The organism is Mediterraneibacter sp. 210702-DFI.5.30 (assembly GCF_020560115.1).
Classification (GTDB): domain Bacteria; phylum Bacillota; class Clostridia; order Lachnospirales; family Lachnospiraceae; genus Mediterraneibacter; species Mediterraneibacter faecis.
In genome coordinates this window covers 118,126-134,749 of sequence record NZ_JAJCME010000001.1, presented here as the reverse complement: position 1 = coordinate 134,749, position 16,624 = coordinate 118,126, and the positions used below count along the sequence as shown (strand labels likewise).

The 16,624-nt window shown below is 38.3% G+C and carries 15 protein-coding genes; 3 read left to right on the top strand and 12 right to left on the bottom strand.

The annotated features are described in order from the left end of the window. Positions 1-3: 3 nt before the first annotated feature. The 12 genes from LI126_RS00625 to LI126_RS00570 all read right to left on the bottom strand — a co-directional run bounded on the left by LI126_RS00625 (position 4) and on the right by LI126_RS00570 (position 11,745). Positions 4-996 carry an ORF6N domain-containing protein gene (locus LI126_RS00625; RefSeq protein ID WP_055171788.1) on the bottom strand — a complete coding sequence of 331 codons (993 nt, stop codon included), beginning with the start codon at positions 994-996 and terminating at the stop codon, positions 4-6. 86 nt (positions 997-1,082) lie between these two features. Continuing rightward, the gene (locus tag LI126_RS00620; RefSeq protein ID WP_055171822.1) at positions 1,083-1,448 is read right to left on the bottom strand and encodes a helix-turn-helix domain-containing protein; all 366 of its coding nucleotides are present in this window, start codon (positions 1,446-1,448) and stop codon (positions 1,083-1,085) included. 285 nt (positions 1,449-1,733) lie between these two features. Then, positions 1,734-2,924 (bottom strand): ABC transporter permease, encoded by a 1,191-nt coding sequence (locus tag LI126_RS00615; protein ID WP_055171790.1) that lies wholly within the window; start codon positions 2,922-2,924, stop codon positions 1,734-1,736. Then, complete coding sequence (locus tag LI126_RS00610) at positions 2,917-3,801, bottom strand: ABC transporter ATP-binding protein (protein ID WP_055171793.1); 885 nt, start codon at positions 3,799-3,801, stop codon at positions 2,917-2,919. The genes LI126_RS00615 and LI126_RS00610 overlap by 8 nt, the downstream gene beginning before the upstream one ends. Beyond that, a complete protein-coding gene (locus LI126_RS00605; protein WP_055171795.1) occupies positions 3,785-4,564 on the bottom strand; it encodes a hypothetical protein in 780 nt (259 codons plus the stop codon). Before LI126_RS00605 ends, LI126_RS00610 begins: the two co-directional genes overlap by 17 nt. Continuing rightward, positions 4,551-5,090, bottom strand: coding sequence for an RNA polymerase sigma factor (locus LI126_RS00600; RefSeq protein ID WP_055171798.1), 540 nt, complete (start codon positions 5,088-5,090; stop codon positions 4,551-4,553). The genes LI126_RS00605 and LI126_RS00600 overlap by 14 nt, the downstream gene beginning before the upstream one ends. Before the next feature lie 331 nt (positions 5,091-5,421). After that, positions 5,422-5,757, bottom strand: coding sequence for a DUF4825 domain-containing protein (locus tag LI126_RS00595; RefSeq protein ID WP_226901391.1), 336 nt, complete (start codon positions 5,755-5,757; stop codon positions 5,422-5,424). Positions 5,758-5,863: 106 nt separating this feature from the next. Continuing rightward, positions 5,864-6,280, bottom strand: coding sequence for a YjdF family protein (locus LI126_RS00590; RefSeq protein ID WP_055171800.1), 417 nt, complete (start codon positions 6,278-6,280; stop codon positions 5,864-5,866). Positions 6,281-6,708: 428 nt separating this feature from the next. After that, on the bottom strand, positions 6,709-7,470 hold the full coding sequence (locus LI126_RS00585; protein WP_055171802.1) for a helix-turn-helix domain-containing protein: 762 nt from the start codon (positions 7,468-7,470) through the stop codon (positions 6,709-6,711). A 310-nt stretch (positions 7,471-7,780) separates the two neighbouring features. Further along, on the bottom strand, positions 7,781-9,175 hold the full coding sequence (rlmD, locus tag LI126_RS00580; protein WP_227164619.1) for a 23S rRNA (uracil(1939)-C(5))-methyltransferase RlmD: 1,395 nt from the start codon (positions 9,173-9,175) through the stop codon (positions 7,781-7,783). A 295-nt stretch (positions 9,176-9,470) separates the two neighbouring features. Then, positions 9,471-10,415: a 3'-5' exoribonuclease YhaM family protein gene (locus LI126_RS00575; RefSeq protein ID WP_227164618.1), complete on the bottom strand. Its 945-nt coding sequence runs from the start codon at positions 10,413-10,415 to the stop codon at positions 9,471-9,473. A 19-nt stretch (positions 10,416-10,434) separates the two neighbouring features. Then, positions 10,435-11,745, bottom strand: a complete 1,311-nt coding sequence (locus tag LI126_RS00570; protein WP_227164617.1) for a S1C family serine protease — start codon at positions 11,743-11,745, stop codon at positions 10,435-10,437. A 238-nt stretch (positions 11,746-11,983) separates the two neighbouring features. Between LI126_RS00570 and LI126_RS00565 the strand changes: the two genes are divergently transcribed. The 3 genes from LI126_RS00565 to LI126_RS00555 all read left to right on the top strand — a co-directional run bounded on the left by LI126_RS00565 (position 11,984) and on the right by LI126_RS00555 (position 16,583). Next, on the top strand, positions 11,984-14,359 hold the full coding sequence (locus LI126_RS00565; RefSeq protein ID WP_227164616.1) for an endonuclease MutS2: 2,376 nt from the start codon (positions 11,984-11,986) through the stop codon (positions 14,357-14,359). 51 nt (positions 14,360-14,410) lie between these two features. Beyond that, entirely contained in the window at positions 14,411-15,112 is a 702-nt protein-coding gene (locus LI126_RS00560) for a response regulator transcription factor (RefSeq protein WP_015527527.1), read from the top strand. A gap of 67 nt (positions 15,113-15,179) precedes the next feature. Then, positions 15,180-16,583 (top strand): sensor histidine kinase, encoded by a 1,404-nt coding sequence (locus tag LI126_RS00555; protein WP_020437008.1) that lies wholly within the window; start codon positions 15,180-15,182, stop codon positions 16,581-16,583. The last annotated feature ends 41 nt before the right edge of the window (positions 16,584-16,624 follow it).

Genomic DNA, 16,624 nt, shown 5'->3' with positions numbered 1-16,624 from the left:
AAGTTATATTGGTTTATCCGGCAACAAAAGTAATCTATCTATCACCGGATGAATAATTGAAGTTTCTGTAATTTGATTAATTGCACAAAGTTTCTTCCCTGCATCTTTACTAGATGCTCCGCAGTGATAAACCAGTTCTGTTTCCTCACCATAATCAAGTACAATTAACCTGTCATGACAATCGGGATTAGGCTTAATCCGAAGAGCCGGATATTCATTTTGAAAATCTGTCACTAAAGATTTTGTAAGAAATCCCTTCCCACCTTTTCCATTTTCTGTGAACAAAACAACCTCCACACCCTCAGCCTTCTGAGAAAGATGTTGTAATGACTTTGCATTCATATAATCATCCACAACATAGATTGATTTCTTTGCTTGCTGATAGATTTCTATGTAAGCAATGTCAGCCTCTAACTTTTGGCCTTTATAAATCACAAAATTCTTCTTGTCTTTATCAGTAATAAAATTATCTGCTAAGATAGTCACATCTTTTTGAATTGAATCTACCTTATTCTCCATTCGATCCTGCCTCTCCGTTATCGTTCCAACCTTTGCTGTTAAAAGATCCATTTCATTTCTAGTAACAAACTGCTGATTCTGCCTAATATAGTGACGCATCTCCCTGAAAGTACGCATAATAAATATACTCTGTTGTTCCGCCAATTCTCCACGAAGAACTGTTGCAAGCATATAAATTCCTTGCTCTGTAAATGCGTATGGTAAATATCTACGTCCGCCTTCCTGCCCAGCAAAAAAATCCTTTTTCCGTGAGGTCACAATTTGTGACCTCACGGAATCAATTTCACTATTAGATAGCCGAAACATAAAATCTTCTGGAAATCTTTCTATATTTCTTTTTACTTGTTGATTTAACTTTTTTACTTCATAGCCATAAATTTCTGCCAAATCTTTATCTAGCATTACCTGCTGTCCACGAATTATATACACTTTACTACGAATATCATCTGTAGTAATCAATTCTTTTGTTTCTTCCATTCTTCCTCCAAACAAATCGGTTACAATTTCTATAAGCTTCTTATGTCGTTCCTTTATCGTGAAGTCACAATTTGTGATTTCACAGGTTAGTCCTCCACTATACGCTCCATCTGCTCCAGCTTCTGCAATGCTTTCATATACGCCATCAATCTTTTATACTGCTCATCTCCAAGGCTGTGAATCTGTTTCAAAATTCTAATATCCGCTTTAGTAACTTCATAATCCATATCTGCATCTTTATATTCCGGATCAATTTCTTTTCCCGTTAAAAGTTGATCAGGAGTAATTTCTAATGCATCACATATTGAAAGCAAACAATCCGCTTTTGGATTTGTCTTTTTCTTTTTCCAGTCACTGATGTTACTCGTTGCAATTCCAGTTCTTCTTGAGAGTTCCAACTGCGTTATATTCTTCTGCTCCATCACATAAAAAATTCTTTCACTGATAATCATCTTTTTCTCCACCTGCATTTCATTTATCCGTATTTTCATATTTTAATTCCGTATTTACGGTTATAATATCATGCAACAACTTTTCTTTCAACAGATATTTTTGTATTTCTTCTCTCCGATAAAATTTGCCAGATCACTCCGGGCATCTCTTTCTTTTAAAACTACTTTATTCTTAACCATAAATTTAAGGCGGGCAACTTGCCCGCCTTAAATCTTCAAATTATGCTTTGATTTTTCCAGAAAATATTTTACTTACTTTGTTTTTCATGAGTATGAATACAATTTTTACCTATTTCCGTATCTGCGAAAACTTTTATAAATAAAAGGCAGTAAGGCTATTGCCATCACTGTATACATTACCATTACAAGCGGAATTTGTCGAAATACACAATTCCCAATCTGATAAATAAGTGGGACTTTTACACTTGCCTGTACATTTGTCAAAATTGTTGGTATCAAATTGAAAAGCGTTGTATACCCAGAAAGTGCCCGTCCTATAAATGGCAATAAGCAATATAAAAAGAATGGAATGCAAACAGCGACACTAATTGTATGCATTTTAGCCGCTACTAACATAGACACTGAAGCCGCCAGCATACTGGCTATAAATCCACATACAACTGTCAACAAATAGTATTGTCCATATGACATAATGTAAATACTATATGCCTGATACATTTGATAGGGTGTATTCATACCACTGGTTCCCATAATTCCAAAACAAATCACACTAAGTAATATAATTCCCATACAATAAATCATAACTGTCGTAACTATTCCTGCCAGTATTTTTGTTTTAACAGCTTTTGTACGTCCATACTTTGTAGAGAAAAATACTGCATCTGCTTTTGTCTGAAAATCATCTGCAAATATTCCAGCACAAATAAAACCAACTATGATTGCCAGAATAATGGAATACGTTTCTACATACATAATCATAGTATCCCACGAACTATAAGATTCGTATTCTACTGGTAATTTTATTTCATTGTATTTCTTTTCCAAGTATTTTTTCTGAACAGAAGTCTTTCCATATTCTTCTGCCATCTTTTCCATATTTTTATGATAAGTGTCATAAAACTCTTGTATATTTTCTTCTGTAATTTGATTTAGAACACTTTCATCATATTCTGCATCCGGTGTTAATACCGATATTATAAAACCCCTAATATCATCTATCGGTTGTAATGTCGTTCCATAAATCGCATTTTCTTCTGAGGATTGTGTCATCGCATTTTTATTTTGTTCTATAACCTTTCCAAGTTCATCTTCTGTCAATGTACCTTTCCATGCTCGTCTGTTATCTGTAAGTTTTCTTGTTGCCATAATTCCAGTACTAGCATTTCCATTCTCATCCACATAGCGATTACTTGTAACTGCAAATCCGCTAAAAATGACAGCAAGTATCAATGCCAATCCGATTGCAAATACATTAATTTTCTTTGAAAAAATTCGTTTTAATTCTAATTTAAGCATCTTGTTTTTCCTCCGATTTTTCTCCAAAATAAAATAGAAATGCATCTTCCAGATTTTTTTCTACAGCCACAGCATCTTCTGTTGGCTTTTCTATTGAAATAATTCTAAGCTCTGCTCCGGTTTTTGTTGTTTTTATATTTCCAACCAAATATTCATTCATACATTTGTCTATCATATTTCTCGAAACATTACATTGCCATACCTTTTCTTTCATAGAAGATACTAAATCTTCCGCAGTACCTGCATAAAAAAGTTCTCCATCTTTCATTAACATAATGTTATTCGCAATGTATTCAATATCCGATACAATATGTGTAGACAAAAGCACCAAACGTTCTTCCGACAATTCACTAATTAAATTACGAAAACGTATTCTTTCATTCGGGTCTAATCCAGCGGTAGGTTCGTCCAAGACAAGAATTTGCGGATCGTTTAACATCGCCTGTGCTATTCCTACACGTCTAACCATTCCTCCAGACAAATTCTTCATTTTTCTTTTACTGAATTTTTCCATTCCTACTTGATTTAATAATTGCTTCACTTTATTTCTGGCAAACGGCATTTTTAACCCTTTTATAGAAGAAATGTACATCATGTAATCATATACGGTCAAATCTGGATAATATCCAAAATCCTGTGGTAAATATCCCAGAACTTCTCGGTATTCACCTCCTAGTTTCCATATATCTTTACCATTCCATAATATTTGTCCTTCTGATGGTTGAACAATCGTACAAAGCATACGCATTAATGTGGTCTTTCCTGCTCCATTTACTCCAAGCAGTCCATAAATTCCTTTTTCCATAGCACAATTCACTTTATTAACAGCATTTACTTCTCCGTATTGTTTTGTTACATTTTTAAATTCTAATTTCATACGTGTAATCCTCCAAAATTTTTTCATCAAATACCAATGACTTCTGAACACAAAAAATAAAATATACAAAAGTCAATATCAGCATAGCCACCCATACCGGAGTTACAATTTTCTGATAAATAACATCATTTGCAACAATCATCATCCATAAATAAATCCATGCCAGACAGGAAAGCACTGCTATATATTCTGATTTTTCCCATCTGCTGTACAATACACGAAAACATATACAACATGAAACATTTACTGGAAGCAAAAAATTAACCACCAAATCACTTAACGAGAGTATTGTTGTTTGATATGTAATTGCCAAAAACACCATAACGATCACCAGATCCACTACTCCAAACATTAACATTCTTGCTGTACAAATCTGACGCAGTGTGTAATAAGACGCCTGTTCAATTTCAATCGCACCATTTCTTCTGTTTTTCCAAATTTCCGGGACAATCAGAACCACAAATATTGTGGCAGATATTCCCATAATCCTCATCATATCTTTTATGTCTGACGTATAATTACTCAACCATATCCATAGACACATAAGAATACAACCTTGTAAAATCCACCATCTTTTTTTTATGAATTTTGTCTGCTCATACAAAAATTCAAAATAAGATGTTCTATGCGATTGTTTCGATAAAATTGACTCTGACAAAATATTCTGACATGCTTTTACTGTTCTGTTTTCTGCTTCAATCCTTACATATTTTTTTTCAATCTCCTCTTTATATTCCTTTATTTGTTGCTTATAGTTCATCATAGTTTTTCACCTCCAACTCTTTCATCAAAAGTTCTTTTGCTCTTCCAATTCGATATTTTACAAGCGAAAGTTTTATGTGAAGTAATTCTGCAATTTCTCTTTGTTTCAATTCTTGAAAAAAATATAAAACTGCCGTTTCTCTAATTTCTTCCGGTAACTTTCTCACTGCCTGTTCAATAGTTAATCGGACTCCTAGCTCTTCTACATGATTTTTACTACAGTTCTCTGATTTTAGCAGTTCCTCTGATGGAATATCTTTTTTCTTTTTGTAATAATTTTTAACGGTATTTCCGGCAATTGTATAAAGATAATTCTTAACTTTTCCATATTCTTTATATCTATATAAATTGGAAAAGAAACGTGTAAACACTTCTTGTGTCAAATCCTCTGCCTCATAGGGATCATTGATATGTAGCAAACAATATTGATATATACTTGGGTAATATTTTTTGACCAGTTTTTCACACGCATCTTCATCTCCTGCTCTTGCTAGATGTACTAACAAAGAATCCATTTTATACTTCATTCACTTATTCTCCCCTTCGTTTTCTACATAATATAACAATCCTACCGTAGAAAAAGTTAGTATTTTAATTAATTTTTTATTCAATTTTAGCTCAATTTTCCCTCAATACCTTTTCTCTTTGTTTTTTGTATAAAATACGGCGAAATCAGCCTGCTCGGACTAAGAAAAAGTCACATGATATGGAATTATAACCGTCTTTGAATAGATAATATGTTCTTACAAATCTCTTGTTCAAAAACGAGTTTTTCAAAAAAGGCGTATGGATTTAAAACTTCCATACGCCTTTTTATGTTCCGCTCTTCAAATTGTCTAAAAGTTGACTAAAAATATATCACCGTTCATACGATGCAATAATTTCTTTGCTATCCGCTGTTTTATAATCAATTGTTCCCAAATTACCAATCAAATCAAATGTCATATCTGCATTAACCTGCAATTCATCTTCAAGTTTGACTGCAGACGGCTCATCTTTTAGAAAAACTGTTAATCCATAAGGCTCTGTTTCAGACTGTATCTCTATACTGTCATATGAGTATCCCTCCGGATACTCTTGACCGTTTACAATATTTATAACATTCGAAGAATCTCCTACATAATCTGTCTTATACTGCGATAGATCAGGAATTTCGTACAGTTTTTCTTTTTTTCCACACGTCGAAATCAACATTATTTACACGGCAACTAACATAATTGCAAGTACTTTTTTCTTCATAGAAGCACCTTCCGAAAGCTTTATTCAACACTTTTCGATTTGAGTAAAAGCCCAAGGGACTTTAATGTCCCTTATGCTTTTCTCTTTTCTTTCGCTGTTTCAGTTCAAACATTCGCTGCTCTTCTGCCTCTTTTCTCTTGCGGCTTTTCTCTTTGCGTTCCTGCTTGTTCTGTTCCTGCTGTAATTTCAACGCCTGTTGCGATTTTGTACCAATGCCTATTTCCAGCATCTGCTTCTTTACTTCCCGCTGCATCCGTTTCGGATTTCTTTTGATATCCTTTACAACATTTTCAACAACCGGACTGAATTTCAAACTGAAGTACCACTTTTGAATATATTCCTGCACTTCACAATCTTTTGGCTCTGCACCAAATGTTACCTTTGCCACAGATAGCTTACCATCTTCGATGCGTTCAAAGATTCCCACCCAAAACGGCTCTTCAAAAAATACTGTCAGCTTTACATTTACTTTGTCCATAAGAATCCCTCCTAAAATTGATTGAACAAAGAATGGACAACCCGGAGGGGCAGGTTACTTACCCTATTTATATAGGACGGCCGGGCTACCTACCGGCTCTGGCACACCAAAGATGTACGTTGCGTTTTTATCTTTGCTTTTATAATCAAGCCATATGGCACGATTAACTTAATTCTGTAACTTCTAAGTTACATTTCTCCAAAACATTCTTCTTACTTCATAAAATTCTATCTTCTGTTCAAATCATACCATATGATTAATGCATTTTCTATATACTTTCTTGATAACCAGCAAAAAGCTCCCAAAGGAGCTTTCCATGCTTTAAATATACAGTAATTCTCTTAATACAATCTCTTCTGCTGCATTCCATATTTCCCATGAAGAATGTTGTAAATTAGTAATATCCACAACGATAACAGGTAATTTAATTATTCGTATTTTTTCCCGATAATGTAAATCGAAACTACCATACCACCTAATATCATAATTAAGAAAATTTTATTCAAAATATTCCATAAAGCTATATTGAAGCAATTGATTATTATAATACCTGCAAGAGGATATAAAACAACCGTTGCAAGTGTCCAAATTTTTAAAGTTGTACAGATGTACATCCAATTTCCATTGTTAAAGGATAAACCCACTAGATGTATTCTAAAAATTCCTTGTGAAACATAATTTATCTTGTTGGCATCATAATATGTTGGTAACATGTCTTTGGCAAAGAAACAAAACCATGCACCAAATAAAAGCATTAACCCTGTAACCAGCAATATATCCCCTTTCATCTCAGCTAATGAACTTCCAGATACAACTAAGATAATAATTTCTGTAATAGATATAAAAAGGCATAACAAATATGCTAATATCCAGTTTTTTCTATGTTGATGAATAGAATCCCTAACAGCCATATCGAGAGAACCTACTACCAATTCCTCGATTTCTTTTCTATCAATATTTTTCTGTGTATCTATTTTTTCTCCACGTAACAATTCTGTAACGGTAACCTCTAATATATCAGCTATTGGTATGAGTAATACGACATTGGGCATACTAAGACCACGTTCCCATTTGCTAACTGTTTTATCTGATACATATAATTTTTCAGCCAAATCCTTTTGAGTTAAATTCTTTTCCTTTCTTAATTCGGTTACAAATAAACCGAATTTTTCATTACTAATTTGATACATATATTCACCTCCTGCACACATATTATAATGGGAATATGCATAAATCAATCGACTAGCAGTAGAATTGTAATATGCTTCTTCTTTGCCCCCTTATAAACACCAAAGCTGAACAAATAGGATTTTTCTTCCTACCTGTTCAGCTCTTTGTTTACCTGTAAATCAATTCATTTAACACAATCTCTTCTGCCATATTGCGAATACATTGCATTCGTTGACTCATATAGCAATTCTTCAAATTCTAGTCATCTGCTTCCTAGTATTCGTTGACTTATATAATAATTCTTCACTTTCCAGTCATCGAATCATCCAACTATTGTCCTAGTTTGGACAATAAAACACATGTCTCCACATGCACACTCTGCGGGAACTGATCCACACCTCTACACATCTTGATCTCGTATCCATTCGCACACAGATACTTCAGGTCTCTCGCCAATGTCGCACTGTCACAGCTTACATACACAACCTTCTCCGGCTGCATCTTCACGATTGTCTCCAGCAGTGTCTCGTCACAGCCCTTTCTCGGTGGATCCACAACGATCACGTCTGCATGAGCTGTCTCGCCATTATGCTCTCGCTCATACTCTGCATAATATTCCGGCAGAACTTCTTCTGCCTTCCCGACGAAAAATTCTGCGTTATCAATCGCATTGATCTTTGCATTTTCTTTGGCATCATCGATTGCCTGCGGCACAATCTCAACTCCGTAAACCTGTTTTGCCTTCTGGGCAAGGAAGAGGGAAATCGTTCCGATTCCGCAGTACAGATCCCACACGGTTTCATCACCTTTGAGGTCTGCATACTCAAGTGCAAGTCCGTATAGTTTCTCTGTTTGTACCGGATTTACCTGATAGAATGATAATGGGGAAATCTGATATTTTACATTTCCGATATAATCTGTAATATATCCCTGTCCCCAGAGAATTTCATAGGAATCTCCCATAATCACATTATCTCTTCGTGTATTCGGACTGATCGTGATACTTGTCATGCCCTCAATCTGAATAAGCTTTTCAATCAGACGCTCTGCTTTCGGAAGTTTCTTTCCGTTGATCACAAGACAGACCATAATTTCTTTTGTCTTGAATCCATAGCGGATCAATGCATGCCGGATCAGACCTTTTCCAGTCTTCTCGTCATACGATTTGATCTTGTTTTCACGCATATATTGTAAAATGATCTCGAGAATCTCTTTGTTCTGCTCTACGCCAAGAGCGCAATCTGTGTTTGCAATGATATCATGTGTTCTTCCGGCATAGAATCCCGTGATCGGATTGCCTTCTTTGTCCGTTCCGAACGGGAACTGTGCTTTATTACGATAACCAAACGGATGCTCCATTCCAACAACCGGCTGCATCACTGTATCAATCTGGTCTTTTGTGAACCCACCGATTCGTTCCAGATTGCCACGAATCTTCTGGTCCTTAAACACAAGCTGACGATCATAAGACATTTCCTGGATCTGGCAGCCTCCGCATCTTCTGGCAAATGCACACTTTGGTTCTACGCGATATTCTGACGGTGTGATAACTTTCATCAATCTGGCATAGCCATAATTCTTCTTTGCCTTCATGACTTTCGCTTCAATCACATCACCGATCACTGCGTCTTTGATAAAGAGCGTGTAACCATCCACATGGCCAATTCCTTCCCCGCTCACTCCGATATCTGTTATTTCAACTGTTACAATATCATTCTTGTTCATTCTTTTCTCTCTTCTATTTTACTCTTAATTATACAAAAATGTTGGGGTCAAAAGGTATTTTGACCCCTATGATACACGGATTGCTTCGCATTTCATGCTCTCGCAATCCTAAAACACCTCAAATCCGCTCATTTTTCTACGAAAAATGGCTACTTTTCGGTGTTTTGCGGGTCAATAAGTCATGCTTTTTCATGCAAGCAAGAAACGCATGACCTTTTGACCCTTGTATCATACAAATAGCCACTGCTCACATAGATTCTGCAAACAGTGACACTTGTTGTTCTCATTGTTAGATTTAATCCTCGGATGCTCTTCTTAAATTAGACTCAAACAGACGGTTATATCCAAGCCATTCTGTTCCTGTTTTTCCTTTAAACAGTTCTGTCAATGTCTGAAGCTTTGCATCTGTTGAATCTGCCATATTCAGTGCCACTGCCTCTGCCAGTGCCGGTTTCTTTGGAGAACCGTATTCCAGTTCACCGTGATGTGCCACGATACAATGCTTGAGTTCATGAGCAAGCTTCGCCGGAAAATCCGGGATGGAACGAATCGCATCATCGATCATCTCGACACCGATCACAATATGTCCGATCAGCTGTCCCTCATCTGTATAATCATTGTCCGGAAAATCAGAAAGTTCTTTCACTTTTCCAATATCATGGAGAATTGCAGAGCTAAGGAGCAGATCTCTATTCAAAATAGAGTAGCTTGTTGCAAAATAATCACACATACGAGTTACACTGAGTGTATGTTCAAGCAATCCTCCGGAAAATCCGTGATGTACTGTCTTCGCTGCGGAATGTGCCTTGAATTTTTTGATAAATGCTTCATCTTTTATATAGTAGAATTCCAACACCTGTCTTAAATATTTGTTAGAAATCTGACGAATATAAGCTGTCAGTTCCTCGTACATTCCGTCTACACTCTTATCTGTTGTCGGCATATAGTCTGCCGGATTGTATTCTCCCTCTTCCGCCTTTCTGATCTGACGGATGTTCAACTGAAGATTTCCGTTATAATTAATCACATCTCCAAAAACTTCGATAAAGTCCTTCTCATCATAATCCGCGATTCCCTGGGAGTTCGGATCCCATACTTTTCCATCTAATGTTCCTGTTTTATCCTGAAGGATCAGATTATCATACGGCTTTCCATTTCTTGTCTCTGCGGAACGTTTTCCTTTACAAAGATATACATTCCTGATTGTTTCTCCCTCGCATAATCCATCTATAAATCTCATTTTCTGCCTCTTTCACTTGTTATTCTTTACTTTCAATCGTAACATCAAATTTAATATCTACATATCCTTCAGATCCTCGGCGTTTCCCTTCCACTTTGATCTGATCTCCTACTTTCAGTGTCAACATCAGTTTATGGTAAGCACTCATGCTTACAATTTTCTCTCCATTCACAGAACAGATCACATCTCCACTCTGTATTCCCGCTGCCATTGCAGGTGAATCTGCTGCCACGTCAATCACATAGATTCCTGACGGCATGCCCTCTTCTTTCTGAATTCCACTTGTCACTGCTGTTCCTGACACACCGATATAAGGTACACTTGCACCGTTCGCTAACAGCTGGATAACCAACTTCAGATCTGAGATCGCATAAGCATTCGCAGTACGTATTCCACGTTCTTTCCAGATATCAGAAGAAATCATTCCGATCACTTCTCCATCCAGATTGAATAAAATACCTGTTCCTTCGGATGCACTGCTCATATCGGTTGCAATCACACTATACTCTCCGTCGCGTCCGATTTCTTTATAGTTTGACGAACTGACAATTCCGTAACCGCTTCCTCCGGCATAACCGAAAATATTTCCCAGTGCGAATATAACATCACCCTGTTCTGTCAGATTCGAATTGCCAAGTGATGCTACACTTGAAGCACTCCATGTGGCATCTGAAAGGCTTTTTTTATCTACCGCAAATATTGCAAATCCACTATTTTTATCCTTTTTTTTCAGGCTTGCCTTATATTCTGATTTATCTGAAAATGTAACGCACCACTCTTTTGCATCTTCGCAGATCGAAGCATAGGACAAAATCAGTATCTCCGGTCCGTTATCCGCAACGATCACACCAGATACGCTCTCATCAATTCCGGTCGCTTCTGCATTCCAGTTCTCCTGTTCTGCTCCTTTCGTAACAGATACCACACTCTTCTTCGCTGTCAGTGCTTTCTCATATGCTTTGGACATCATCTGTACATAACTGATCTCCTGCTGATTCTGCGCGTCATTCTGCTCTGTCGTGTCGTCACCTTCTGCTAAATCTTCCTCTGATTGATTGTCCTCCTGGATTGTCACAACTTGTGTCTTTTCAGGAAATAAATGCTGTGCAAGCGGGCGCAATGCAAAGAATCCCAGGCACGCAGAGCCTCCTAAAACCAGTCCGCATATTGCAATCCGGATGAGCTGTTTCATTCCTTGCTGTCTGCTGATCTTCTTTGGTTTTATCGTCTCTTCGAGAAATGCAAAAGATTCCTTTTTTTCTGACTGTTCTAAATTTTTCCCGTCAGGACCCTCTTCCGGAACCTGACCATTACTTTTCTTTTCTGACATTGACATGAACCTCATTCGTGACTGTTCACTTCCGTGTCAACTACAAAATCAACCGACACGGACATTTCCATTACTTAGTATAACTGATTCATATAGATTGTTCAATATCTATAAAAGCCTTTTATTTAATGAAATAATAAGGTACAATAAGACTCGGAAATAGTTATTGTTCACATGTATTGTGAACAGCTACATGATTAAAAAATTAGTATTAAGTTGAAATGACAGAGGAAAATAAATGAATCAAAAAACATTATTTAAACTGGAATATGATAAGATCATTGCTCTTCTTGAAAAAGAAGCGACATCTTTTCGCGGAGGACAGCTCTGCCGTCGTTTGAAGCCAATGACAGACCTTCATAAGATCAACACTTATCAGGAACAGACTGCTGCCGCTTATACACGAATCGTGCAAAAAGGACGTATCTCGTTTGGTGACGCTGCACCGGTTGAAGAGTCCATGAAGCGTCTGGAGATTGGTGGCTCACTCAGCAGCACAGAACTTCTCCGTATTTCCCGCCTGCTTGTAAATGCAGCCAGGGTAAAGGCCTACGGAAGACATGATACACAAGAGGACGCTTGCGACTGCCTGGATGAATATTTTAACCTGCTTGAACCACTGACACCACTTTCAAATGAAATCGACCGCTGTATTATCGGCGAAGATGAATACAGTGATGATGCCAGTTCCACACTGAAGCAAATTCGTCGAAGCATTAATAACATCAATGACAAAGTACACGCCACTTTAACTACACTGGTCAACGGTTCCCTTCGCACTTATCTGCAGGATGCAATCATTACCATGCGTGGAGACCGCTATTGTGTACCTGTTAAAGCGGAATATCGTGGACAGGTACAGGGACTCATTCACGATCAGTCTTCAACAGGTTCTACTCTTTTTATTGAACCTATGGCAATCGTAAAACTGAACAATGACTTAAAAGAACTTTATGCAAAGGAGCAGGAAGAGATTCAGGTGATTCTTGCGAATCTAAGTGAAGAAGCCGCACAATATATCGAGGAAATCCGTGCGGATTACCGTTCTCTGACGGATCTTGACTTCATTTTTGCACGAGGTGCTCTGGCAATGTCCATGCGCGCCAGCCGGCCGCTTCTGAATGAAGAGGGACGCATCCGTATCCGTGAGGGACGTCACCCACTGCTCGATCCGAAAAAAGTTGTTCCGATCACCGTGACACTTGGGGAAGACTTCACACTGCTAATCATCACCGGACCAAATACCGGCGGTAAAACTGTTTCTTTAAAAACGGTCGGCTTGTTCTGTCTGATGGGACAGTCCGGACTTCACATTCCTGCCGGAGACCGCAGTGAACTGGCTGTATTTCATCAGATTTATGCAGATATCGGAGATGAACAGAGTATTGAGCAGAGCCTTAGTACATTCTCTTCTCATATGACCAATATTGTCTCTTTCCTTAAGAAAGTAGATGAACGTTCGCTGGTTCTCTTTGATGAACTTGGAGCCGGTACAGATCCGACGGAAGGTGCCGCACTTGCAATTTCTATTCTGTCCCATCTTCACCAGAGAGGAATCCGTACAATGGCTACCACACACTACAGCGAGTTAAAAGTCTATGCACTTTCCACTCCGGGTGTGGAGAATGCCTGTTGTGAATTCGATGTAGAAAGTCTTCGTCCGACTTACCGTCTGCTGATCGGTATTCCTGGTAAAAGTAATGCATTTGCAATCTCCGGGAAATTAGGTCTGCCGGATTATATTATTGAAGATGCAAAGAAACGGCTCAGTGAACAGGACGTTTCCTTTGAAGATCTTCTTACTGATCTTGAGACAAGCAAACGGACGATTGAAAAGGAACAGGAAGAAATCGCACGATTGAAGAAAGAAGCAGAAGACCTGAAAGCCCAGGCGAAACAGCGCCAGGAGAAATTAGATGATCAGCGCGACCGCATTTTACGCGAGGCAAATGAAAAAGCAAACGCCATTCTGCGTGAAGCAAAAGAAATTGCAGACAAGACGATCAAGGATTTCCGTAAATTCGGCAAGGAAAACATTTCTGCTGCCGAGATGGAAAAGGAACGCGAGAAGCTGCGTAAGAAGATCAAAGATACAGCATCTGCGTCTGCAATGAAAGCACAGAAACCAAAGAAAGAGCATAAAGCATCTGACTTCAAGCTCGGAGAATCTGTCAAAGTTCTCAGCATGAACCTGACAGGAATCGTAAGCTCTCTACCTGATGCCAAAGGGAATCTTACCGTACGTATGGGAATCCTCAGTTCCCAGGTCAACATTTCCGATCTGGAAATTATCGAGGAAGTCTCTCCATATGCACCGAAGAAAATGAACCGTACTTCAAAAGGCAAAATCAAAATGGGAAAATCTCTTTCTGTCCGGCCTGAGATCAATCTGCTCGGACGTACTGTTGATGAAGCCGTTGCTGAGCTGGATAAATACCTGGATGACGCAATCCTCGCTCACCTGAATACTGTCCGTGTAGTTCACGGAAAGGGAACCGGAGCACTCAGAAAGGGAATTCATGAATATCTGCGTCGTCAGAAACATGTAAAATCCTATCACCTTGCCGAATTTGGTGAAGGTGACGCAGGTGTAACAATTGTAGAACTTGGCTAATTATTTTAAACAGTTACCAACTACCTTATCATGGTTAATGGGGGAAAAAGAATGTTTGGAAAACAGAAAATCCTAATCGTAGATGATGATGAGAATATCGCTGAACTGATTTCTCTTTATCTCACAAAAGAATGTTTTGATACAAAATTAGTATATGATGGAGAAGATGCGCTTGCAGCTTTTGACAGCTATCAACCAAATCTGATTCTTCTTGATCTGATGCTTCCGGGAATTGACGGGTATCAGGTTTGTCGTGAGATTCGTTCCAAAGCTGCCACACCGATCATCATGCTTTCTGCAAAAAGTGAAGTATTTGACAAAGTTCTCGGACTGGAACTCGGAGCGGATGATTATATCATGAAGCCATTTGACCCTAAGGAAATGGTTGCCCGCGTAAGAGCTGTCCTGAGAAGATATCAGGTTGGACAACAGAATGATACTTCTGTTGAAAAAACAAAATGTGCAGAGTTTGACGGATTGACGATCAATCTTACAAACTACTCTGTTGTGTGTGACGGACATCCTGTTGATATGCCGCCAAAAGAATTAGAACTCCTTTATTGTCTTGCTGCATCACCGAATCAGGTATTCACAAGAGAGCAGCTCTTAGACCGTATCTGGGGCTATGAATATATCGGAGACACTCGTACCGTTGATGTTCATATTAAACGTCTGCGCGAAAAGATTAAAGACCACCCTCACTGGAATATCAGTACTGTATGGGGAATTGGTTACAAATTTGAGACAAAATAGATTTAAATCATCGGTCCTGGATACTGTAAACAGCATCTGGTGGCCGATGAGTACTTAGGGAGAAATTATGAAAGCAGTTCTGCATTTAAAATTTATTGTACTTTATATTATTTTCGGGTTTTTATGTGTTTTCACAACAGCAACATTAACCACAGAACTGATCACCGAACGTCTGGAAAAAGATACTTCGCAGACATTATACAGAGAAGCAACCATGATTGCGGATAATTATCTGCCTTCCTATTTTTCAAACGAATCTTCCAGCTGGGCTGTTCATTCTCAGTTATCTGCTATGAAGACGTATCTTAATTCTTCTCTGTGGTTTGTTGAAAAAGATGGTACAATGATCACCTCTGCCAACCTGAAGGATACTACTGCGCCACAATCCGTCAATAATTTTGATCCGGCCGAAATCGGGAGCAACCAGTACATGATCGGAACCTACCATAATTATTTTCAGGAAGATATGATTACTGTAATGGCTCCTGTCACACAGGGATTTTATACAAAGGGATATCTGATCATTCACAGCCCGGTCTCTCTGATCAACGAAAGATGCCGCACGCTGATGGTTCCGGTTTATATTTCTCTTGGAGTTATTTTCCTGTTGTCCTTCATCTTCCTGCTTGGGTTCCATTTCTTCGTCCATCGACCATTGTTGCTGATCACAGAAGCTGCGAAGCAATATGCCATGGGCAATCTGGATTACGAGATTCCGGTAAACAGGCATGATGAGATCGGATATTTATCCGCATCACTGAATTATATGGCTACACAACTGAAGGACTCTGATGATTATCAGAAAAAGATCGTAGCAAATGTATCCCACGATTTCCGTTCCCCGTTGACTTCAATTAGGGGGTATGTAGAAGCAATGGCAGACGGAACAATCCCACCAGAGCTTCATGAGAAATACCTAAATATCATTCTCTTCGAAACGGAACGACTGACTGACCTGACAACGGATCTTCTTACTTTGAACGAATTTGATACAAAAGAGCTCCTGCTCAATAAGACTTCCTTTGATATTCAGGAGATGATCAAACATACTGCCCAGTCTTTCGAGGGTGTCTGTACTCAGAAGCATATATCCATTAAGCTCTTTCTACTGTCTGAACAGATCAATGTAATGGCGGACCGACGCAAAATCCAACAGGTTCTTTATAATCTTCTGGATAATGCGATTAAATTCAGTGAGAATGACTCTTCTATTACAGTAGAAGTAACAACGAAAAATGATAAAATCTTTGTTTCCGTAAAGGATCATGGAATCGGAATCTCAAGAAAGGAAATCAATAAGATTTGGGAGCGTTTCTACAAATCAGATCTTTCCCGTGGAAAGGATAAGAAAGGAACCGGACTTGGACTTTCGATCGTAAAAGAAATCATACAGGCTCACGATGAACATATCAATGTGATCAGTACAGAAGGGGTTGGCACCGAATTTATTTTTTCTTTAAGCAAAGCTTAAAGGACAACGTGAACAGAACAAAGAATGTGCCTTGGCACATT